This is a genomic window from Bacillus canaveralius (assembly GCF_002860125.1).
Taxonomy (GTDB): domain Bacteria; phylum Bacillota; class Bacilli; order Bacillales; family Cytobacillaceae; genus Bacillus_BJ; species Bacillus_BJ canaveralius.
Genome location: NZ_PGVA01000011.1, coordinates 23,463 through 45,014, shown reverse-complemented (window position 1 = coordinate 45,014; position 21,552 = coordinate 23,463). Strand labels below are relative to the sequence as shown.

General features: G+C 43.8%; 19 protein-coding genes and 2 riboswitches. Of the genes, 15 read left to right on the top strand and 4 right to left on the bottom strand.

Annotated elements, in window-relative coordinates; genetic code table 11:
* The first annotated feature begins 51 nt into the window (after positions 1-51).
* Together fusA and tuf are read left to right on the top strand one after the other, a co-directional pair.
* Positions 52-2,130, top strand: a complete 2,079-nt coding sequence (gene fusA, locus CU635_RS05750; RefSeq protein WP_101576226.1) for an elongation factor G — start codon at positions 52-54, stop codon at positions 2,128-2,130.
* Between the two features lie 121 nt (positions 2,131-2,251).
* Positions 2,252-3,439 (top strand): elongation factor Tu, encoded by a 1,188-nt coding sequence (gene tuf, locus CU635_RS05745; protein WP_101576225.1) that lies wholly within the window; start codon positions 2,252-2,254, stop codon positions 3,437-3,439.
* A 78-nt stretch (positions 3,440-3,517) separates the two neighbouring features.
* On the opposite strand, the gene metH is transcribed toward tuf, so the two are convergent.
* Genes metH through CU635_RS05725 form a run of 4 tightly spaced genes read right to left on the bottom strand, consistent with a single transcriptional unit; the run spans position 3,518 to position 11,100 of the window.
* Entirely contained in the window at positions 3,518-6,964 is a 3,447-nt protein-coding gene (gene metH, locus CU635_RS05740; protein ID WP_101576224.1) for a methionine synthase, read from the bottom strand.
* Entirely contained in the window at positions 6,942-8,807 is a 1,866-nt protein-coding gene (locus CU635_RS05735; RefSeq protein WP_101576223.1) for a bifunctional homocysteine S-methyltransferase/methylenetetrahydrofolate reductase, read from the bottom strand. Before CU635_RS05735 ends, metH begins: the two co-directional genes overlap by 23 nt.
* Positions 8,804-9,994, bottom strand: a complete 1,191-nt coding sequence (gene metC / locus CU635_RS05730; protein WP_101576222.1) for a cystathionine beta-lyase — start codon at positions 9,992-9,994, stop codon at positions 8,804-8,806. Before metC ends, CU635_RS05735 begins: the two co-directional genes overlap by 4 nt.
* Positions 9,991-11,100 carry a methionine biosynthesis PLP-dependent protein gene (locus CU635_RS05725; protein ID WP_101576221.1) on the bottom strand — a complete coding sequence of 370 codons (1,110 nt, stop codon included), beginning with the start codon at positions 11,098-11,100 and terminating at the stop codon, positions 9,991-9,993. The genes metC and CU635_RS05725 overlap by 4 nt, the downstream gene beginning before the upstream one ends.
* Positions 11,101-11,170: 70 nt before the next feature.
* A riboswitch (SAM riboswitch) is annotated at positions 11,171-11,289 on the bottom strand.
* A gap of 407 nt (positions 11,290-11,696) precedes the next feature.
* Positions 11,697-11,804, top strand: a riboswitch (SAM riboswitch).
* A gap of 98 nt (positions 11,805-11,902) precedes the next feature.
* On the opposite strand from CU635_RS05725, the gene CU635_RS05720 reads away from it, so the two are divergent.
* The 13 genes from CU635_RS05720 (at position 11,903) to rplW (ending at position 21,531) form a co-directional block, all read left to right on the top strand.
* Complete coding sequence (locus tag CU635_RS05720) at positions 11,903-12,019, top strand: YezD family protein (protein ID WP_373270841.1); 117 nt, start codon at positions 11,903-11,905, stop codon at positions 12,017-12,019.
* 94 nt (positions 12,020-12,113) lie between these two features.
* Positions 12,114-12,818 carry a phosphoadenylyl-sulfate reductase gene (locus tag CU635_RS05715; protein WP_373270842.1) on the top strand — a complete coding sequence of 235 codons (705 nt, stop codon included), beginning with the start codon at positions 12,114-12,116 and terminating at the stop codon, positions 12,816-12,818.
* A 12-nt stretch (positions 12,819-12,830) separates the two neighbouring features.
* Positions 12,831-13,910, top strand: a complete 1,080-nt coding sequence (locus tag CU635_RS05710; RefSeq protein ID WP_101576218.1) for a sulfate permease — start codon at positions 12,831-12,833, stop codon at positions 13,908-13,910.
* Between the two features lie 61 nt (positions 13,911-13,971).
* Entirely contained in the window at positions 13,972-15,120 is a 1,149-nt protein-coding gene (gene sat, locus CU635_RS05705; protein ID WP_101576217.1) for a sulfate adenylyltransferase, read from the top strand.
* 20 nt (positions 15,121-15,140) lie between these two features.
* A complete protein-coding gene (cysC, locus tag CU635_RS05700; protein WP_101576216.1) occupies positions 15,141-15,740 on the top strand; it encodes an adenylyl-sulfate kinase in 600 nt (199 codons plus the stop codon).
* Between the two features lie 15 nt (positions 15,741-15,755).
* Complete coding sequence (locus CU635_RS05695) at positions 15,756-17,375, top strand: nitrite/sulfite reductase (RefSeq protein ID WP_101576215.1); 1,620 nt, start codon at positions 15,756-15,758, stop codon at positions 17,373-17,375.
* Positions 17,376-17,395: 20 nt separating this feature from the next.
* Positions 17,396-17,611: a DUF3906 family protein gene (locus CU635_RS05690; RefSeq protein WP_101576214.1), complete on the top strand. Its 216-nt coding sequence runs from the start codon at positions 17,396-17,398 to the stop codon at positions 17,609-17,611.
* Between the two features lie 18 nt (positions 17,612-17,629).
* Entirely contained in the window at positions 17,630-18,415 is a 786-nt protein-coding gene (gene cobA / locus CU635_RS05685) for a uroporphyrinogen-III C-methyltransferase (protein ID WP_101576213.1), read from the top strand.
* On the top strand, positions 18,415-19,143 hold the full coding sequence (locus CU635_RS05680; protein WP_101576212.1) for a sirohydrochlorin chelatase: 729 nt from the start codon (positions 18,415-18,417) through the stop codon (positions 19,141-19,143). Before cobA ends, CU635_RS05680 begins: the two co-directional genes overlap by 1 nt.
* A 478-nt stretch (positions 19,144-19,621) precedes the next feature.
* Positions 19,622-19,930 (top strand): 30S ribosomal protein S10, encoded by a 309-nt coding sequence (gene rpsJ, locus CU635_RS05675; RefSeq protein WP_009791329.1) that lies wholly within the window; start codon positions 19,622-19,624, stop codon positions 19,928-19,930.
* A 39-nt stretch (positions 19,931-19,969) separates the two neighbouring features.
* Positions 19,970-20,596, top strand: a complete 627-nt coding sequence (gene rplC / locus CU635_RS05670; RefSeq protein ID WP_101576211.1) for a 50S ribosomal protein L3 — start codon at positions 19,970-19,972, stop codon at positions 20,594-20,596.
* A gap of 27 nt (positions 20,597-20,623) precedes the next feature.
* Positions 20,624-21,247, top strand: coding sequence for a 50S ribosomal protein L4 (rplD, locus tag CU635_RS05665; RefSeq protein WP_101576210.1), 624 nt, complete (start codon positions 20,624-20,626; stop codon positions 21,245-21,247).
* Positions 21,247-21,531 (top strand): 50S ribosomal protein L23, encoded by a 285-nt coding sequence (gene rplW, locus CU635_RS05660; RefSeq protein WP_101576209.1) that lies wholly within the window; start codon positions 21,247-21,249, stop codon positions 21,529-21,531. Before rplD ends, rplW begins: the two co-directional genes overlap by 1 nt.
* Positions 21,532-21,552 lie beyond the last annotated feature (21 nt).

Below are 21,552 nucleotides of genomic sequence, written 5' to 3'. Positions count from 1 at the left end.
AATTATTTGCACTCTAATTAAAACATTGATACTAGGAAGGAGAAAGACCAAATGGCAAGAGAGTTCTCCTTGGACAATACACGTAATATCGGCATCATGGCACACATCGATGCCGGTAAAACAACTACAACTGAGCGCGTGCTTTATTATACTGGCCGTATCCATAAGATCGGTGAAACTCATGAAGGCGCGTCTCAAATGGACTGGATGGAGCAAGAGCAGGAGCGCGGGATTACAATTACTTCTGCTGCAACAACTGCTCAATGGAAAGGCCATCGTGTAAACATTATCGATACACCGGGACACGTAGACTTTACAGTTGAAGTTGAACGTTCCCTCCGTGTACTTGATGGTGCGGTAGCTGTTCTTGATGCCCAATCCGGTGTAGAACCGCAAACAGAAACTGTTTGGCGCCAGGCTACAACATACGGAGTTCCGCGTGTTGTGTTCGTTAATAAAATGGACAAAATCGGTGCGGACTTCTTATACTCTTTGAAAACTTTGCATGACCGTTTGCAGGCAAATGCAGCTGCTATTCAATTGCCAATCGGTGCTGAAGATGCATTCGAAGGCATCATTGACTTAGTTGAAATGAAAGCTACATTCTACGGCAACGATCTGGGCACAGAAGTCGAAGAGCGTGATATCCCTGCAGAATACATGGATCAAGCTGAAGAGTACCGCGAAAAGTTAATTGAAGCGGTAGCTGAGTTTGACGAAGACTTAATGGAGAAATACCTTGGTGGAGAGGAAATCTCTAACGAAGAGCTGAAAGCGGCAATTCGTAAAGGTACAGTAAACGTTGAATTCTACCCGGTAATCTGTGGATCAGCTTTCAAAAACAAAGGTGTTCAACCGATGCTTGATGCCGTAATCGACTATCTTCCATCTCCGCTCGATGTACCAGCAATTAAAGGTACACTTCCTGATTCGGAAGAAGTGATTGAACGCCATTCAAGCGATGAAGAGCCATTTTCAGCTCTTGCATTTAAAGTAATGACAGACCCTTATGTTGGAAAGCTTACATTCTTCCGTGTATACTCTGGTACATTGAGCTCAGGTTCTTATGTACAGAACTCTACTAAAGGCAAGCGTGAGCGTGTAGGACGTATCCTGCAAATGCATGCGAACAGCCGTGAAGAGATTTCACAAGTATATGCAGGGGATATCGCTGCCGCAGTTGGTCTTAAAGATACAACTACTGGTGATACTCTGTGTGATGAAAAGAATCTTGTCATTCTTGAATCTATGGAATTCCCAGAGCCTGTTATCTCGCTTTCAATTGAACCTAAATCAAAAGCGGACCAGGACAAGATGACTACAGCTCTTCAAAAGCTGCAAGAAGAAGATCCAACATTCAGAGCACATACAGATCAAGAAACTGGCCAAGTAATCATCGCCGGTATGGGTGAACTTCACCTTGATATTCTTGTTGACCGTATGCGCCGTGAATTCAAAGTAGAAGCTAATGTTGGTGCACCTCAGGTTGCTTACCGCGAAACTTTCCGCAGTTCAGCACAAGTTGAAGGGAAATTCGCGCGCCAATCTGGTGGACGCGGGCAATACGGACACGTTTGGATTGAATTTGCTCCAAACGAAGAAGGTAAAGGCTTTGAATTCGAAAATGGAATCGTTGGTGGTGTAGTTCCTCGTGAATACATCCCGGCTGTACAAGCAGGTCTTGAAGATGCTCTTGGCAGAGGTGTTCTTGCCGGATATCCATTAGTAGATATTAAAGCAAGATTGTTTGATGGTTCTTACCATGATGTTGACTCCAGTGAAATGGCGTTTAAGATCGCTGCATCAATGGCTCTTAGAAACGCAGCTTCCAAATGTAACCCTGTTATCCTTGAACCTGTCATGAAGGTTGAAGTTGTCATTCCAGAGGAATACATGGGAGATATCATGGGAGATGTTACTTCCCGTCGTGGACGTGTAGAAGGTATGGAAGCACGCGGAAACGCTCAAGTTGTTCGCGCAATGGTTCCACTTTCTGAAATGTTCGGCTATGCAACATCATTGCGTTCAAATACGCAAGGACGTGGAACATTCTCAATGCACTTTGACCATTACGAAGAAGTACCAAAATCAATTTCTGAAGAAATCATCAAAAAAAATAAAGGTGAATAATTGATTTTCACCCTTTAATAAAGTATAACTACTATGTAAGCATGGAGCTGTGACTAAAGCCTAAACTTATTCACAGCCCATAAATATACTTAATTTTAATATCCAAAGGAGGATTTTCCTAATGGCAAAAGCTAAATTCGATCGCTCAAAGCCACACGTTAACATCGGTACAATTGGTCACGTTGACCATGGTAAAACAACTTTAACTGCTGCAATCACTACTGTTCTTGCTAAAGCTGGTGGTGCAGAAGCTCGTGCATACGATCAAATCGACGCAGCTCCTGAAGAGCGTGAGCGTGGAATCACAATCTCAACTGCACACGTTGAGTATGAAACAGCTAGCCGTCACTATGCACACGTTGACTGCCCGGGACATGCTGACTATGTTAAGAACATGATCACTGGTGCTGCTCAAATGGACGGCGGAATTCTTGTTGTTTCTGCTGCTGATGGCCCAATGCCACAAACTCGTGAGCACATCCTTCTTTCTCGTCAAGTAGGTGTACCTTTCCTTGTTGTTTTCATGAACAAGTGTGACATGGTTGACGACGAAGAGCTACTTGAATTAGTAGAAATGGAAGTTCGTGACCTTCTTTCTGAATATGATTTCCCTGGTGACGATATTCCTGTAATCAAAGGTTCTGCCCTTAAAGCTCTTGAAGGAGATGCTGCTTGGGAAGAAAAAATCGTTGAACTTATGGCTGCTGTTGACGAATACATCCCAACTCCAACCCGTGACACTGACAAGCCTTTCATGATGCCTGTTGAGGACGTTTTCTCAATCACAGGACGTGGAACTGTTGCGACAGGTCGTGTTGAGCGCGGACAAGTTAAAGTTGGTGACGTTATCGACATCATCGGTTTAACTGAAGAGCCAAAATCAACTACGGTAACTGGAGTTGAAATGTTCCGTAAGCTTCTTGACTTCGCTGAAGCTGGTGACAACATTGGTGCCCTTCTTCGTGGTGTTGCACGTGAAGAAATCCAACGTGGCCAAGTATTAGCAAAGCCAGGTTCAATCACTCCACACGTAAAATTCAAAGCTGAAGTTTACGTTTTATCAAAAGAAGAAGGTGGACGTCATACTCCATTCTTCACAAACTACCGTCCTCAGTTTTACTTCCGTACAACTGACGTAACTGGTATTTGTAACCTTCCTGAAGGCGTAGAAATGGTTATGCCTGGCGACAACATCGAAATGACAGTTGAGCTTATCGCTCCTATCGCAATCGAAGAAGGAACTAAGTTCTCTATTCGTGAAGGTGGACGTACAGTAGGCGCTGGCGTTGTTGCTACAATCACAGAATAATTTTCGTTTATAAAAAGCAGATGGGTGACGACCCATCTGCTTTTTTGGTGTATCGGAATATAAATACTGCTGATAGGCCTATTTTAAAACATTAAAGTAGCGTGCCTCCGGGTGTGCAAACACGATGGCTGTTACAGAAGCTTCCGGCTCCATCATAAATCCGTCTGTTAAATGAATACCGATCTCTTCTGGACGTATAAGCTTAAACAACTTTGCTTGATCCTCAAGATTTGGGCAGGCCGGATATCCAAAAGAAAAACGTTGCCCCTGATACTTTGCTGAAAATCGATCTTTCATTGTCATTTCTGTCGGATCAGGAAAACCCCAGCGATCGCGCATCTGCCGGTGAATCAACTCTGCCAGACCTTCGGCAGTTTCCAAAGCGAGTGCTTGCAGTGCATGGCTTTCCAGGAAACGGCCTTCCTTCTTTAACCTTTCGGCTGCTTCGCGAATTCCTCTGCCAGCTGTTACCGCAAAAAAACCAACATAGTCGATTTCCGGGCTTTCGGACGATTTTAAATAGTCTGCTAAACAAAGGTAAGGATCAGCTTCCTGTCTAGGGAAGTCAAATACGTCGAGCACCTCGCTATGCTGCTCAGGGCTGTAAACAACAACGCGGTTACCATCTGACTTTGCCGGAAAAAATTGATAAACAGCCGCAGGCTGAATCCAATCTTTTTCCAGCGACTCCTGTATCAAACTATCCACCACTGCTTTAACTTTTAACGCTTTTTCATCTTGTTCCTCAAGCAGTCTGGAGACCTTTCCTTTAACCCCTAAATGGTGGCCAATCAGCATTTGTTGATTTATATAAGGAAGAACATAGGACAGGGAATAGTTTTTCAATATATGCCTCTTTGTATCCTTGGGGATAAAAACCGGCTCTGGCTTAACGGTTACTTCAGGAATCGACTTGATGGCAGTGGAAACGGAGGCTTGAGTTCGCCAATCCTCCACCATGGCCGTTATCTTTTCCTGTTTGTCGGCCAACAACTTATCATAACTATCAGGAGTTTGCAGCTGATTGGCAAGAGTTAGTCCGGTCATCGCATCCTTAGCGTACAGGACGATTCCGTCATATTCTCTGGAAATTTTTGTATCTGTAAATTTACGCGATAAGGCAGCGCCGCCTACTAAAATTGGCACAGAAATCCCGGCTTGCTTCATATCATGGGCAGTTAACACCATTTGCTGGGCAGACTTAACAAGCAGACCAGACAGCCCGACTATATCGGGTTGTTCGGTTCGAATCGCCGCGACAAGATCCGTTGGTGACACTTTTATGCCAAGATCAACAACGTGAAAACCGTTATTGCTCAAAATAATCTCAACCAGGTTTTTGCCAATATCATGAACATCACCTTTAACGGTCGCTAATATTATTTTACCTTTCGAAGAGGAAACGGCGCCCTTTTCCATAAACGGCTCCAGAAAAGCTACAGATGCTTTCATCACTTCAGCGCTTTGGAGGACTTCTGCAACGATTAATTGATTATCGTTGAAAAGGCGGCCGACTTCCTTCATTCCCTCCATTAACGGGCCATTAATAATATCAAGCGGTGCCGGATAATTACTGAGGGCCTTTTCCAGATCAGGCAGCAGTCCTTCTTTCGTTCCCTCAACAATGTAATAGGACAGTCGTTCAGCTAAGCTCATTGCTGGTAATTTGCTTTTCGACTCCTTCTTTTTACCACGATAAAATTCAGTAAATTTTGCTAAAGATTTGTCATCAGTTTTGAATAAAAGTGATTCTGCCAATGCGACTTCCTGCTTTGGAATCGACGGGAATCTCTCGAGTTTTTCCGTGTTCACAAGCGCGTAATCAAGCCCGGCCTGTGTACAATGGTACAGAAACACAGAATTCAGAATTTCCCTGCCGACGGGAGGCAGGCCAAAAGATATATTGCTGATTCCCAAAATGGTCTGTGTGTCCGGAAGCTGCTCTTTTATTAAACGGATCCCTTCAACGGTAGCCTTAGCTGAACCAATATATTGTTCATCTCCCGTACCGACTGGGAAGACGAGTGGATCAAAAATTATATCCTCCGCGCGAATCTGGTATTTGTGAACAAGCAAGTCATAAGAGCGCTTCGCGATTTCAAGCTTGCGTTCAGCTGTTACGCCCATTCCTTTTTCGTCAATCGTGCCAACCACTACTGAAGCACCATATTTATGAATGAGCGGACAGATCGCTTCAAAACGTTCCTCACCGTCTTCAAGATTAATTGAATTAATGATCGCTTTCCCTTGCGAGTAGGTTAACGCCTTTTCGATTACTTTTTCATCGGTTGAATCAATTACTAACGGGACCTTTACCTTTTTAACAGCTTCGATAATAAATTGTTCCATATCGAACAGCTCATCCCGGTCCGGGTCGGCGAGGCATATATCAATGACATGAGCACCGCCCTTGACCTGGGCTCTGGCAATTTCAGATGCTTCTTCATATTTGCCTTCGCTGATTAACCTTTTGAACTTTCGGGAGCCAATCACATTGGAACGTTCACCGACCATGATCGGACGAAGTGACGGGTCATCATAGATTAATGGTTCAATTCCGGAAACCTTATGGCTGTGGTCCTGGTTTATAGTTCTTGGTTTAAAATCCTTCATCGCAGCAGCAATCGCTCTTATATGGTCGGGTGTCGTACCACAGCAGCCACCGACTATATTCAGCCAGCCCTGCTCGGCAAAACCGGCGAGCTTCTTTGCGAGCGTTTCAGGTGTTTCATGATATTGTCCTTCTTCGTCAGGCAAACCGGCATTCGGGTAACAGCTGACTGCGGTTGAAGACAGGTTGGCAAGCGACCTGATATGATCCTGCATAAATTCCGGACCTGTCGCACAATTCAACCCAACAGCGGCTGGTTTCATATGCTCGACTGAAATATAAAATGCCTCAATTGTTTGGCCGGCGAGGGTCGTTCCCATTGGCTCAATCGTACCGGATATCATTAACGGAAGCGTCGTGCCGGTTTTCGCAAATGCTCTTTCAATACCGATGTATCCTGCCTTGACATTGAGAAGATCCTGGCTTGTTTCAAGGAGCAGAAGATCAACACCACCATCAATTAAACCAATTGCTTGTTCTTCGTATGTTTCGATTAATGCAGCAAACGTCGTCCCGCCGGTGACGCTTAACGTTTTTGTTGTCGGCCCCATTGATCCGGCAACATAACGCGGCCGGCCTGTCGCAGAAGCTCTGTCTGCGGCCTTTTTGGCAATTTGCGCAGCAACTTTGTTAAGTTCATAGGCTTTATGGCCAAGTTGATACTCATTGAGGACCAGGCTTGTTGCGCCAAACGTATTTGTTTCAATAATATCTGCTCCTGCCTCCAAGTATTCATAATGGATTTGCTCAATAACATCGGGGACAGTTAAATTTAAATATTCATTGCAGCCGTCATACTGCTCACCGCCAAAATCTTCCGCTGTAAGGCCAGCTCTTTGCAGCATCGTTCCCATGGCCCCATCCATAATAAGGATTCGCTCTTTGATTTGATCAGAGAATATTGGTTTGGACATGGTCGTTCCTCCCAGTTAAGGCGTTGTGATGGCGCCGGGCATAATACGATAATTCTACTGTCAATTCATACCGTAGAAATGGCGTGATTAAATAAATGCCATTAAATAACTCAAGAGCAGCATCAATTAAAGATTTTGAAATCTCGAGCCCCTCCCTGGAAGCGTCAGCAGGAAGGTCTTTAAAACGAGCCATTCTTTCCCTGATACTTTCTGATATTTTGATACCGGGGACTTCGTTATGCAGGTATTCAGCATTTTTACTGCTGATTAGGGGCATGATTCCAATATAAATCGGTGCTTCAATATGTTCAGTTGCGTCATGGATTTCAATCAGTTTTTCTTCAGAAAAAACGGGCTGCGAAATAAAATAATCGGCTCCGCACGCGATTTTCTTTTCAAGGCGTTTAACGGCTTTATCCAATGAGCGAACATGGGGATTAAAAGCACCGCCAACGGAAAAAGCAGTTTTTTGTCCCAGTTCCTTTCCGGAAATGGATAGCCCTTCATTTAATTGCTTAATCATTTGAATCAATTCAAACGATGACATATCGTATACCGAAGATGCACCGGGAAAATCACCGACTCTGGCCGGGTCTCCGGTTACGGCTAACACATCGTGTAAACCGAGTGTATAAAGTCCCATAAGGTGGGACTGCAGCCCGATGATATTGCGGTCCCGGCATGTAATGTGAATGAGCGGCCTCAGGCCCAGTTTCTGTTTCACGAGATGCCCTAATGCTTCATTCGCGATTCTTGGAGTAGCAAGTGAATTATCGGCCAGTGTTATGGCGTCGATCCCGGCATCCTGAAGGGCCTTAGCTCCCTCGAAAAATTTCCCCGTATTAAGCTTTCTCGGCGGATCCAGCTCGACGATCACCGAACGTCTTTGTTTGACGACGTGATCGAGGGGAGGCTCCTCCCTTTTTACTATAGCTGTTTCTACGATAATTTTCTTTTCTTTTAATTTAACGATTTTGTTTGTTACAGGGGCTTTATCTTTCAGTTCTTCAGCAAAGGCGCGGACATGCTCCGGCGTTGTCCCACAGCAGCCGCCGAGCAGCCTGACTCCCTGTTCCCGGAAAGGTTGTGCCGATTTTCTGAAATATTCTGCATCTCCTTCGTAATGAAATTTGCCATCGACATAGGCAGGAAGACTGGCGTTTGGATAGGCAGAAAGATAGGCATGCTTTGGCAGCGCCACCTGTTCGAGCGTCAACAACATATGATGTGGGCCAAGCCGGCAGTTAAGCCCGATAATATCAGCACCTGCTAGCTCTAATCTTTCAAAAGCTTCATTGATTGGTGTCCGGTCCTGCAGTATTCCTGTTTCTTGAAGGGATACCTGGGCAATGATTGGGAGAGCAGTTTCTCTCCTGGCAATCGACAAAACGGTCTCAAGCTCTTTCAGGTCATAATACGTTTCAAGGAGCAGGCCGTCTACCCCTGCCAAAAGAAGACAGTATAATTGTTCACGAAAACTCCTTTTTATTTCTTCAATCGAAATCGAATGGGGCTTTATCCCGCGGTTCCCGCCGATTGTTCCGAGTACGTATGCTTTGTCCTGTGCTGCATTCCTGGCAACTTTCACAGCAGCACTATTAATTTCCTTAACTGAATCCTCCAGTCCATATCGCTGCAGCTTCAAGTAGTTGGCTGCATAAGTATTCGTTTGGATAAGGTCCGCGCCTGCATTGATATACGCTTTGTGAATATTTAGGATCTGTTCCGGCTCGGAAAGGTTCAGTTCCTCAAAACAGCAGTCCGTGCCATAAGAGTACAAAAGTGTACCCATCGCACCATCTGCTATCAATATTTGATTTTCCATTTTTTTAAGAAAGCTCATAGTTTCACTCCTTGGTGAGCGAAATGTTGCATCGTTGTTTCCAACGCAGCTGAAAAGTCTTTAATGATGTCTGCAGGATTTTCGAGACCGACTGATAAGCGCAGCAGACTATCGCTGATTCCTCGTTTTTTCCTTTCTTCAATCGGCATCGATGCATGCGACATTTTTGCCGGATAGGATAAAATTGACTCGACTGCGCCGAGACTGACAGCAAAAACAGGGATTTCAACATTCGAGACAAATTGGTAAAGTGCCTCTTTTCCGGCTAATTCAAACGAGAGAATCGCCCCTGCTCCGTTTGCCTGCCTGTGCTGGAGATCATACTGTGGATGGTCCTCAAATCCCGGGAAATACACCTTATGAATGGCAGGGTGAGTTCTTAAAAAACAGGCAATTTGGGCTGCACTTTTTAAAGATTGTTCCAGCCTGACATGAAGCGTTTTTAACCCTCTCAATACCAGCCAGGCGTCCTGGACACCAAGAACGGCACCAATCGTATTTTGCAGGAAATAAAGTCGCCCGGCCAATTCCTCATCTTTGACGACAGCGAGTCCGGCGACAACATCACTATGGCCGGATAAAAATTTTGTTGCACTGTGCAGGACGACGTCGGCTCCCAATAACAAAGGTTTCTGCAGAGCCGGGGTCAGGAACGTATTGTCGACAAAAATTAATGCGTTGTGCTCTTTTGCCAGTTCACTGACCGCTCGTATATCGGTAACTTTTAAGAGGGGATTTGAAGGTGTCTCAACATAAAAAACCTTTGTATTAGTCTGAACGGCCTCCCGGACGGCGTGAAGATCTGTCATATCGGCAAACGTATATTCAATTCCCATTCTCGAAAGAACTTCTGTAACCATGCGGTATGTTCCTCCGTAAACATCCTCGGAAATCACGACATGGTCACCAGAAGACAAAAGAAGGAAGGCTGTCGAGATTGCTGCCATTCCGGATGAAAAGGCAAAGCCTCTTGTGCCTTCTTCCAGAGCGGCGATTGCCTGCTCAAGAGCTTCGCGTGTCGGGTTGGAACTCCGGCTATAATCGTATTTTCCGAAGTTTTCAATATCGAATTGATGAAAAGTGGAGGCATGGTGAATCGGAACACTTACAGCACCAGTTGCCTGATCCGTTTTCTGGCTATTATGCAGAAGCCTCGTTTCAAAATGTATTTCCCTGCTCACTTTCATAAGGTAGCCTCCTCAACGACGGAAGTGAATGCTTGCTCAAGGTCATCAATTAAATCATCCACAGCTTCTATGCCAACGGAAAATCTTAATAAACGGTTGCAGACCCCGGTTTCGATTCTGATTTCCTCCGGGATATCCGCATGTGTTTGCGTTGCGGGATAAGTAATAAAGCTTTCGACACCGCCAAGGCTTTCAGCAAATGTGATCAAGGATAATCCTTTTAAAAAAGGGTTCACCCATGTCTCATCCTTGATTCTGAAAGAAATCATCCCGCCTCTCCCGGGGTAAAGGACATCTGTTACACTTTCATGGATTGAAAGGTACTGAACAAGCTTCTTTGCATTCTCCTCGTGTTTTTCAATCCGGAGCGCTAAAGTTTTCATGCCGCGGATTAACAGCCATGAATCAAAAGGGCTGAGCACTGCGCCCACTGCATTATGGTGGAATTCAAGAGCTTCACATAAATCGTTACCTTTGGCAACAATCAACCCGGCCAGCACATCATTATGACCGCCGAGGTACTTGGTTGCGCTATGTATGACAATGTCAGCGCCGAGAAGGAGGGGCTGCTGGAGAATGGGTGTATAAAATGTGTTATCGACAATCAGCAATAATCCATGCTTTTTGGCCAGCTCTGAAATAGCGCCAATATCGGTTTGCTCCATTAGGGGATTGGTTGGGGTTTCAATAAAAATGGCTTTCGTTTTTAGAGTTATTTTTTTATCCAACTCCTCAACACAGCTTGTGTTGAGATATTGACACGTTAATCCCCACTTCCTGAAACCGTGTTCAAGCAATCGATATGTGCCACCGTATAAATCTTTGCTGACAATCCACTCATCGCCTGATTGAAACAATGATAGCAATGTGGCAATCGCTGCCATGCCCGAACTGCAGGCAAAACCCTGGTCACCATGTTCAAGGTCTGCGATCGCTTTTTCGAGGAGCTGGCGGGTTGGGTTGCCTGTTCGGATATAGTCATAGCCGGATGATTCGCCGATCCCTTCATGCATGTATGCCGTAGAGAAGTAAACAGGCGGACTTACCGATCCTGTAATATCGCTCCTGTTGCCGATTTGGGCCAGCTTCGTATCAATTTTGTACATTGCCACCACTCCTTTAAGAAATAAAAAAAGCCTTCAAGAAGAAGACTTTGTATGCTGGACGCAGCCGTTCTTCTCATCTTTCAAGTTCATAAAAAACTTGCAGGATTTAGCACCTTTTCAATGCGTTTAAGGGCATTGATGGTTGCTGAGGTGTCTTCGGGCCATTCCCTCAACCTCTCTCGATAAGAAATCGTTTGTATTCAATTGACTAAAATTTACAACATCCAAATACTTGTGTCAACCATTTTTTAAAAATTAAGAAAATCACTCTTTTTTAAAATAGGGTGGACGTAGAGAATTGAGATAGTCTTTCAGGACGGTTTACGAGCCGCTAAAAATGTCAAATCATCAGATTTTGAAAAAAATTTAAATTGTATGTATTGCATCATATGTACGCACCGGGGAAAGAGAAACTTAAAAATTACGATTGACAACTAAACTGGTATCCTGTTAATTTAAATAGAACTCATCGGAATTATAGGATTTAATCTTTTTCGTAGCTTTGCTCGGTTCTACCGGACTAAATTCCTATTTTTCATTTCAGTACTTTAAAGTATTGACATGGAATTCCTTTGTGTTAAAATTTAGAAAAAATAAACTTATCCAGAGCGGCGGAGGGAATTGGCCCGATGAAGTCCGGCAACCTGCTGAACAAGCAAGGTGCTAAATCCAACAAAATGTGAAACCATTTTGGAAGATAAGGTAAACATATTCTTACCTGATGAGTCTTTCCGAAGTGGAAAGGTTTTTTTATTTAGAAGGAGGGGCTTGCTTGGGAAAGAAAGTAAATCAGTTCGATGAAATTTATTCGCATTTGCAGGAAATCCTGGCGGGGATGAAGTACGGTTCAATCACACTGGTTGTTCAGGACGGTGTAGTCGTGCAAATTGAAAAAAATGAAAAACTTAGAATTAAGTGAGCTTGCTGACTAGATAAACTAGAGGCAGTTTTAACCTTACCGGTTAGAACTGTCTCTTTTTTTGGAATTTGGAGGGATTGATTTGGCGCAATTAATCACGTATCAAAATTTTGATACAGTTTCGGCACTGGACTTTTCGTATGATAACGAGACAAAAGGGGCCTTAGACGTTCTTAAGTGGGCGTATTCGCATTATGGAGAGGGAAACCTTGTTTATGCCTGCAGTTTTGGGATTGAAGGGATTGTCTTAATCGATTTGATCTCCAAAGTGAATGAAACAGCAAGAATCGTTTTTCTCGATACAGAACTTCATTTCGCGGAGACTTACAAGTTAATTGACCAAGTGAAGGAGAAATATCCGCAATTAGTCATTGAATTGAACAAACCCGATTTGTCTCTGGAAGAACAGGCGCACACATACGGAGATGAACTATGGAAGAGCGACCCGAACAAATGCTGTGAACTTCGAAAAGTTATTCCGCTTAACAGCGTGCTCTCAGGAACAGCGGCCTGGCTGTCGGGATTAAGAAGAGAACAATCCGAAACAAGGAAACATACACAATTTATCAACAAGGACCACCGCTTTCAATCGGTGAAGATTTGCCCGCTCATCCATTGGACGTGGAAGGATATTTGGCGTTACGCCCACAAAAACAATTTGCCGTATAACATTCTCCATGATCATGGTTACCCAAGTATCGGCTGCAAGACGTGCACTGCACCTGTTTTCAACAGTGGGGACTTAAGGTCAGGCCGATGGACCGGCCAGAATAAAATTGAATGCGGACTTCACCAATAAGAGGTAATCAATATGATCCTAACTTATATAACTTGTATCGTCGCCCTGTTTTTTGCGATGAATATTGGAGCGAGCGGGGCAGCGGCTTCGATTAGCATCGCATACGGTTCGGGCGCTATTCCAAGCAGGAGAAAGGCATTGGTATTGTGCGGAATTGCTATTTTTGCCGGGGCTGCCGTGGGCGGGAGTGAAGTGGTCAAAACGATTGGAACAGACATTATTCCGCAGTCGCTGCTGACCGTAAAAGTGGTGTTGATTATCCTATCCTCAGCAGCCATATCTTTATTTATCGCCAACCTGATGGGGATACCGCTCTCGACCAGTGAAATTACCGTTGGATCTGTTGTCGGTGTGGGAATTGCCTATCAGGCTTTGTACATCAATAATATTTTGGTCATCGTCAGCTTTTGGATTATCGTTCCTGCTGCAGGGTTTGCGATTGCACTTCTGTTAGGAAAGTTTATAAAAAAGCTGGAGAAGCACTATCCGGGCTTGAAAAATGAAAAGATGCAAAAAACGCTCGCTGTATTTGTGATCATTGTTGGATTCTTTGAAGCTTTTTCAGCGGGCATGAACAATGTTGCCAATGCGGTTGGGCCGTTGGTAGGCGCTGGAATCGTACCGATTCATACAGGTATTCTCATTGGCGGCTTATTTATCGCCCTCGGTGCGATATTTATGGGCGGGGGTGTCTTGCAAACAAATGGGAAAAAGATTACTAACTTCTCCTTGCTGGAAGGAGGCGCGATTTCAGGAACCGGGGCATTCCTGGTTATCCTTGCTTCCATTTACGGCCTGCCCGTTCCGCTGACACAGGTAACCAGCACAGCTATTATTGGAATCGGCGCATCGCAAAATGGATGGGGTATTTTGAAAAAGAAAATCATCAACAAAATTCTTAAAGTATGGATCGTTTCGCCAATCGTCTCGCTGGTGGTTTCATACAGCTTTGTGAAGATATTTGTCGAGAGTGACCTATATTCTGTGATTGTTTTATTCAGTGTTTGTGCTGCAACGCTTGGAACGCTTAGCTTGGCGAAAACAATAAGAGAAGACGGCAGGATTATTTATGAAAAAGGCGGAGGCATCTAGCTGAAAAACCTATTTTTCCTATAAGGATACTTGATTTTGAAAAGGACAGGAGGAAATTAATATGACATTAAGCTTTCCGCATGGGGGAACATTAATCAATCGCTGGAATCCTTCATTTGATTATAAAAAAATTGCCAAACAGATTGAGCTGGATGGAATCGCATTAAGTGATCTTGAATTGATTGGTACAGGCGCGTACAGTCCGTTAGATGGGTTTATGAGAAAGGAAGATTACGAATCTGTTTTACATAGAATGCGCCTCTCGGATGGTACAGTGTGGAGTATTCCCATTACGCTGCCGGTTACGGAACAAGAAGCAATCAAGCTTTCACTCGGCGATGAAGTGCGGCTGGTCAGCAAGGACGAGACATACGGAATCATGACGATCTCCGATATCTATTATTCGGATAAGCATGAAGAAGCGCAATCTGTCTACCGGACACGAGAGCTTAAACATCCAGGGGTAAACAAACTTTTCCAAAGAGGTGATGTCTATATCGGCGGGCAGATTACCCTTATAAAACGGATCGAGCGGAACGATTTTCAGTCATTCTACTTAGATCCGCAGGAAACGAGAGAAATATTTGCGGATAAGGGCTGGAAAACCGTCGTTGGATTTCAAACGAGGAATCCCGTCCACAGGGCCCATGAATATATCCAAAAGACGGCGCTCGAAACGGTTGATGGATTATTTTTAAATCCGCTCGTTGGTGAAACAAAATCGGATGATATTCCCGCTGATGTCAGAATGAAAAGCTATCAAATTTTACTTGAAAACTATTATCCGCTCGATCGTGTGTTTCTGGCTGTATTTCCAGCAGCGATGCGGTACGCAGGGCCGCGTGAAGCGGTGTTCCACGCAATCGTCCGGAAAAATTATGGCTGTACCCATTTTATAGTCGGCCGTGATCACGCCGGGGTTGGCGATTATTATGGCACTTATGATGCACAGAAGATTTTCAGCGAATTTAATCAGGAAGAACTGGGGATTACCCTATTATTTTTTGAACACAGCTTTTATTGCTCTAAATGCGAAAATATGGCGTCAGCGAAAACATGCCCGCACTCAAGCGCGGACCATGTCATTCTTTCGGGAACAAAGGTAAGAGAGTTGCTGCGAAATGGCGAAACCCCTCCAAGTACCTTCAGCCGCAAAGAAGTGGTCGAAGTGTTAATTGCAGGATTACAGGAAAATGCAGTGAGAGCATAACGGATCGGGGAGGATTATTTTTGAGTAAAAGTTCACATATCACCTGGCATGATTTATCGCTTTCAAAAGAGTTAAGAAGAGAGCAAAACGGTCATCACAGTTTTGTCATCTGGTTTACTGGCTTATCGGGATCAGGAAAATCGACTGTTGCCAATGAGGTAGCGAAAAGGCTCTTTGACCAGCGAATCAATAACTATGTGTTAGATGGTGACAACATCCGTCATGGATTGAATAAGGATCTTGGTTTTAGCGACCTTGATCGAAAAGAAAATATTAGAAGGATAGGAGAAGTTTCCAGGCTGTTTATTGATAGCGGCCACGTGATTTTAACGGCTTTTATTTCCCCTTTTCTAGAGGACAGGCAGCTTGTCAGAAGCCTTCTCGAACAGGATGAGTTCATTGAAGTATATATTAAATGCCCGCTTGAAGAATGTGAAAGGCGCGATCCAAAAGGCCTTTACCAAAAAGCGAGAGATGGTCTTATCCGGGATTTTACCGGGATAACTTCTCCCTATCAGGAACCGGTTGAACCTGAGATTACAATTGAAACAGACCTTTATACAGTCGAAGAAAGTGTTGAACAGATCATTGATTATCTTAGATTAAAAAAATTTATATAAACTGGGGGAATTGAAATGGCTTATGAAAAGTTCTGGGCGGGCAATCCTGCAATCAACAAGACTGAAACGAGGAAGCTCGAAAAAGACGGCTTAAAGATTTATGATGATATCCCTTATTATGCCGAGCATGGTTTCGCATCGATCCCAACAGAAGAATGGGATATGTTCAAATGGGCCGGATTATACTTACAGCGCCCTAAGGAAGACGGTTATTTCATGATGCGTGTTTGTGTTCCATCAGGGATGTTAACCTATGACCAGACTGTTACACTTGCTAATATTGCGAAGGATTACGGGCGGGGAGTCTATGATGTCACGACAAGGCAGGCGATCCAGTTTCACTGGCTGACGATTGAACAAATGCCCGATATATTCGCAAGGCTGGACAAAGTAGGGCTGTCCAGTGCAGGTGCATGCGGGGATATTACGAGAAATATTGTCGGTAATCCGCTGACCGGAATCGATCCAAATGAATTGTTTGATACGAGCAGCATCGTGAAGGAAGTCTATGAATACTTCCAATTCAATGAGGATTTTTCAAATCTGCCAAGGAAATACAAGCTGTCGATCAGCTCAAATGTGCACAATGCTTCGAATGCGGAAATTAATTGTTTGTCTTTTATACCGGCTTATAAAGAATTAAATGGGGAAAGAGTTGCTGGTTTTCACGTTAAGGTGGGCGGAGGTTTATCAGCTGTTCCTTTTCTGGCTGAGACCCTTGATGTGTTTGTTACCCGAGACAGGACACTTGATGTTGCGGTAGCAATTACAACGATTTTCCGTGATTACGGTTACCGTGAAAAACGTCACCGCGCCCGTCTTAAATTTCTCGTTGCCGATTGGGGCACTGAAAAATTGAAGGAAAAGCTCATTGAACTGACCGGGCCGCTTCCTGAAAAAGGGGAAGATGCGACAAAAGGATGGAATGCCGGTTACTTTTATGGAATTCATCAACAAAAGCAGGCGGGGCTTAACTATGTCGGTATAAACGTACCTGTGGGCCGCTTGACTCCAGATGAAGTTTTAGAATTAGCGCGAATTTCAAAAAAATACGGAAATGGCGAAATTAGAAACTGCAACTCTCAAAATGTCATTATTCCGAATATACCCGATCAACATGTCGAAGCACTTCAAAGCGAGGAAATTTTTAAAAAGTTCCCGATCGCTCCGAGCAAGTTTATCGGCTATGCCGTTTCCTGTACCGGTATAGAATATTGCAATCTTGCGCTTGTTGAAACGAAGGAGCGAATGAAAAGAATTGCCGAACAGTTGGATAAGCAAGTAGAACTTGATGTCCCGGTAAGGATCCACATGGTCGGCTGCCCAAATTCTTGCGGACAGCGGCAAATTGCCGAGATCGGGCTTCAGGGTATTAAAATGAAGAACAAAGATAAGGTGATGGTTGAAGCCTTTGAAATTTATGTCGGTGGCACGCTTGATAACGGCGGTAAATTAAACGCTAAACTAAAGGGAAAAGTGGAAGCAAATCAGCTCGATTTTGTTCTTAAAGAGATTTTAATCTATTTTAAAGATACAAAAATAGCAGGTGAATCGTTTTTCGATTATGTTGAGCGAATCGGGACGGAGCCATTGCAGGAGCGCTTAAACGTCATAATTGGCAGTGTCGCTGTTTAATAAAGAAAGGTGACGTAAACATGAATCTATACCGATTTGAAGTAACGATCGATCAAGAGGTGACCCATGTCATCATTGCAGCTGAAAATGATGAAGCGGCCTTTCGCCTTGTCGATGTTGAACTGGAGAAGCATTTTTTAAAGGAAAGGGAAGTCAACGACGTTTCTCTATATGAAAAGAAAAAAATCCGCAACGGCAACGGTTTTGTATTATCGCGATTTGAAACAATTCTTTAATGATGAGGGGTGAGGTACATGCAATCGGGGAAAGTCTATCTGGTAGGGGCCGGTCCTGGAGACCCGGAGTTAATCACGGTAAAAGGATTGAACAGCATTAAAGAAGCGGATGTGATTCTGTATGACCGACTGGTAAATGCTGAGATGCTGCAGTATGCAAAGCCGACAGCAGAGCTGATTTATTGCGGGAAACTTCCGAACTATCATTCGCTGCGACAGGAAACGATTAACCATTTTCTCGTTAAGCATGCCAAGAAGGGAAAAGTCGTAACCCGTTTAAAAGGCGGCGATCCGTTCGTGTTTGGCAGGGGAGGAGAGGAAGCGGAAGTGCTTGCTGCAAACGGCGTCGAGTTCGAAATTGTTCCCGGTATCACAGCAGGAATCGCAGCACCGGCGTATGCCGGCATCCCCGTAACGCACCGGGACCACAGTTCATCCTTTGCGATTGTTACCGGACATCGGAAGAAAGGCGAAGATGACAACATCAAGTGGGAGCTTCTCGCGAAAGGGATCGATACGCTTGCAATCTATATGGGTGTCAAAAACCTTCCTTATATAAGAGAGAAACTTCTCCACTATGGGAAACGGGAAGATACACCGGTCGCGCTTATTAACTGGGGGACATTACATGCACAAAAAACTGTCGTCACTACACTTGGTGACGTAGTGCAGGCCGCTCTTAAGGGGAAAGTAGAAAATCCTTGCATGATCATTGTCGGAGATGTTGTTAATATGCGCGACAAAATCAATTGGTTTGAAAATAAACAAATAAAAGAAAGCCTGTTTGCAAGCGAGGCATATTAATGGAAGCTATTTTATATATTTGCCATGGAAGCCGGGTTCCGGCAGCACAACAACAAGCAGTCGCTTTCATTGAAAAAACGATGACAGAAAGCCCGGCACCGATAAACGAGTTTTGCTTCCTTGAACTTGCGCAGCCGAATATTGCGGAAGCGTACAAACGCTGCATTGAACAAGGGGCAACGAAAATCGCAGCAGTCCCAGTATTACTGCTGACGGCCGTTCATGCTAAAGAAGATATTCCCAATGAGCTAAATAGAATAGCTTCCCAGTTTCCTGAAGTGCAGTTGAACTACGGGCGCCCAATTGGCGTCCATCCAAAAATGGTTGAAACCTTGATCGAACGCATTGAAGAAACAAACGAGCCCCTTACCGATGACTCCATGGTCCTGATAATAGGAAGAGGAAGTTCAGATCCTGATGTTAAGCGGGATCTAGGCGACATTGCCAAGCTGCTGAAACAACGCAGTGGCATAAGACGAGTCGATACGTGCTACTTAACAGCTGCCGATCCTGGTCTGGAAGAAGGACTGAAAATCGCAGCTGAAAGTCCCTTCAGTAAAGTTTTTGTCATTCCCTATTTGTTGTTCACAGGAATTTTGATGAAAACAATTGAAAATACGATTAAAAATCATAGTCAAAATGATTATAAACAATATATTTTAAGCAATTACTTGGGATACCATCCTCATATAGAAAGTATATTACACGAGCGTGCCTATCAACTCTAGGGCGAACAGGAGCAAAAAGGAAACGAGCTGTTAAGATATATATAATAGAAGATAAAAGATTCGGAGTAAGCAAGATTGAAATCGGGCCACCAGGCCTGATTTTTGTTTTTAACTAGAATGTATCCACTATATTTGCAACACATAAAAAATATTATTTTACCGTTTCCCTTAAATCATCCTGGAAATTTCAGCGGGATTTTTACATTGCAGAATCTCCATATCAGGAAAAATTATTGGAAACAAGGAATCTCTTGAAAAGAGGTACGGACATCGCTATAATAAAAAAGTGTGTGAAACATAAAGAATTCAAAGAACAGCTTGCGTTTGCTTTATGATTTCTGTATAATAGACAATGTTGGTCTTTGACTGCGATGATGTGGAAGGTTGCTGACACACCCGGCCGCTTTGCCATGGCGAGTGTGTGGGAAATTTCCACGGAGAATGTCTATTTTAAAATAGGCGAAAAGGAGGGAAAGTAATGGCAAAACAAAAGATTCGTATCCGTTTAAAAGCGTATGATCACAGGATTCTTGATCAATCCGCAGAGAAAATTGTTGAAACAGCGAAACGTTCCGGTGCAGCAGTATCAGGTCCGATCCCGCTTCCGACAGAAAAGTCAATCTACACTATTCTTCGTGCGGTGCATAAGTACAAGGATTCTCGTGAGCAGTTTGAAATGCGCACACACAAACGTCTAATCGACATCATTAACCCAACACCACAAACTGTTGACTCATTAATGCGGTTAGACTTGCCATCAGGCGTAGATATCGAAATTAAACTTTAATGAAATAAACCACACAATTATTTAGGAGGTGTGACTGAAATGACCAAAGGAATCTTAGGAAGAAAGATTGGTATGACTCAAGTGTTTGCTGAAAACGGGGACCTTATTCCGGTAACAGTTGTTGAAGCGGGAGCGAACGTTATTCTTCAAAAGAAATCAGTTGAAACTGACGGCTATGAAGCGGTTCAACTAGGTTTTGAAGACAAGCGCGAAAAGCTTTCCAACAAACCTGAAAAAGGACATGTTGCAAAAGCGAATACTGCTCCTAAGCGCTTCGTTCGTGAATTACGCGGAGTTAACTTAGCAGAGTATGAAGTTGGTCAAGAAGTCAAAGTTGATATTTTTGCAGAAGGCGATACAGTTGATGTAACTGGTATCTCAAAAGGTAAAGGTTTCCAGGGTTCAATTAAGCGCCATGGACAATCTCGCGGACCAATGGCACACGGATCTCGTTATCACCGTCGCCCTGGTTCAATGGGACCTGTTGCTCCAAACCGTGTATTCAAAGGTAAAGCATTACCTGGACGTATGGGCGGAGAGCAAATCACTGTACAAAACCTTGAAATCGTTAAGGTTGACGCTGAGCGCAACTTGCTTTTAGTGAAAGGTAACGTACCTGGAGCCAGAAAAGCATTGCTTAAGATCAAAACTGCGGTAAAAGCATAATATCTTCACAGGAAAGGAGGAAACAAAATGCCTAAAGTAGCATTATACAGCCAAGACGGATCACAAGTTGGTGAAATCGAGCTTAATGAATCTGTATTTGGCATCGAGCCTAATAACCATGTGTTGTTTGAAGCTGTGATCATGCAAAGAGCATCATTGCGTCAAGGAACTCATAAAACTAAAATTCGTTCTGAAGTAGCCGGCGGCGGACGCAAGCCATGGCGCCAAAAAGGAACTGGACGTGCACGTCAAGGATCGATCCGTTCTCCACAATGGCGCGGCGGTGGTACTGTATTTGGACCTGTTCCACGCAGCTACAGCTACAAACTACCGAAAAAAGTACGTCGTTTAGCGATTAAATCTGCACTATCTTCTAAAGTGATAGATGAAAATATCCTAGTATTAGAAAACCTTGCTTTCGAAGCACCAAAAACAAAAGACTTCAAAGGACTCCTTAAAGGTCTTTCAGTTGAATCAAAAGCGCTTATCGTTACAGCTGACCTCGATGAGAACGTAGCATTATCTGCTCGCAACATCCCTGGTGTAACTGTTGTAACTGCTTCTGGAATCAACGTTTTAGATGTTTTGAATCATGATAAGTTAATCATGACGAAAGCAGCGGTTGAAAAAGTAGAGGAGGTGCTTGCATAATGGATGCACGAGAAATCATTAAGCGCCCCGTAATCACTGAAGCTTCTTCTGATGCCATGGCTGAGAAGAAATACACATTCGAAGTCGATGTTAGAGCGAACAAAACCCAAGTTAAAGACGCTGTTCAAGAAATCTTTGATGTGAAAGTTGAGAAAGTCAACATCATGAACTACAAAGGTAAATTCAAGCGCATGGGTAAATTTGGCGGCTATACAAACAAACGTCGCAAAGCTATTGTGAAACTAACTGAAGACAGCAAAGAAATTGAAATTTTTGAGGCTTAATATTTTTAACTAGAAGAGGAG

What these genes read in the sequence shown, in the direction of transcription:
- fusA (WP_101576226.1), top strand. Translation starts at nt 52, where the DNA reads ATGGCAAGAGAGTTCTCCTTGGACAATACACGTAATATCGGCATCATG.
- tuf (WP_101576225.1), top strand. Translation starts at nt 2,252, where the DNA reads ATGGCAAAAGCTAAATTCGATCGCTCAAAGCCACACGTTAACATCGGT.
- metH (WP_101576224.1), bottom strand. Translation starts at nt 6,964, where the DNA reads ATGTCCAAACCAATATTCTCTGATCAAATCAAAGAGCGAATCCTTATT.
- CU635_RS05735 (WP_101576223.1), bottom strand. Translation starts at nt 8,807, where the DNA reads ATGAGCTTTCTTAAAAAAATGGAAAATCAAATATTGATAGCAGATGGT.
- metC (WP_101576222.1), bottom strand. Translation starts at nt 9,994, where the DNA reads ATGAAAGTGAGCAGGGAAATACATTTTGAAACGAGGCTTCTGCATAAT.
- CU635_RS05725 (WP_101576221.1), bottom strand. Translation starts at nt 11,100, where the DNA reads ATGTACAAAATTGATACGAAGCTGGCCCAAATCGGCAACAGGAGCGAT.
- CU635_RS05710 (WP_101576218.1), top strand. Translation starts at nt 12,831, where the DNA reads ATGATCCTAACTTATATAACTTGTATCGTCGCCCTGTTTTTTGCGATG.
- sat (WP_101576217.1), top strand. Translation starts at nt 13,972, where the DNA reads ATGACATTAAGCTTTCCGCATGGGGGAACATTAATCAATCGCTGGAAT.
- CU635_RS05695 (WP_101576215.1), top strand. Translation starts at nt 15,756, where the DNA reads ATGGCTTATGAAAAGTTCTGGGCGGGCAATCCTGCAATCAACAAGACT.
- CU635_RS05690 (WP_101576214.1), top strand. Translation starts at nt 17,396, where the DNA reads ATGAATCTATACCGATTTGAAGTAACGATCGATCAAGAGGTGACCCAT.
- cobA (WP_101576213.1), top strand. Translation starts at nt 17,630, where the DNA reads ATGCAATCGGGGAAAGTCTATCTGGTAGGGGCCGGTCCTGGAGACCCG.
- CU635_RS05680 (WP_101576212.1), top strand. Translation starts at nt 18,415, where the DNA reads ATGGAAGCTATTTTATATATTTGCCATGGAAGCCGGGTTCCGGCAGCA.
- rpsJ (WP_009791329.1), top strand. Translation starts at nt 19,622, where the DNA reads ATGGCAAAACAAAAGATTCGTATCCGTTTAAAAGCGTATGATCACAGG.
- rplC (WP_101576211.1), top strand. Translation starts at nt 19,970, where the DNA reads ATGACCAAAGGAATCTTAGGAAGAAAGATTGGTATGACTCAAGTGTTT.
- rplD (WP_101576210.1), top strand. Translation starts at nt 20,624, where the DNA reads ATGCCTAAAGTAGCATTATACAGCCAAGACGGATCACAAGTTGGTGAA.
- rplW (WP_101576209.1), top strand. Translation starts at nt 21,247, where the DNA reads ATGGATGCACGAGAAATCATTAAGCGCCCCGTAATCACTGAAGCTTCT.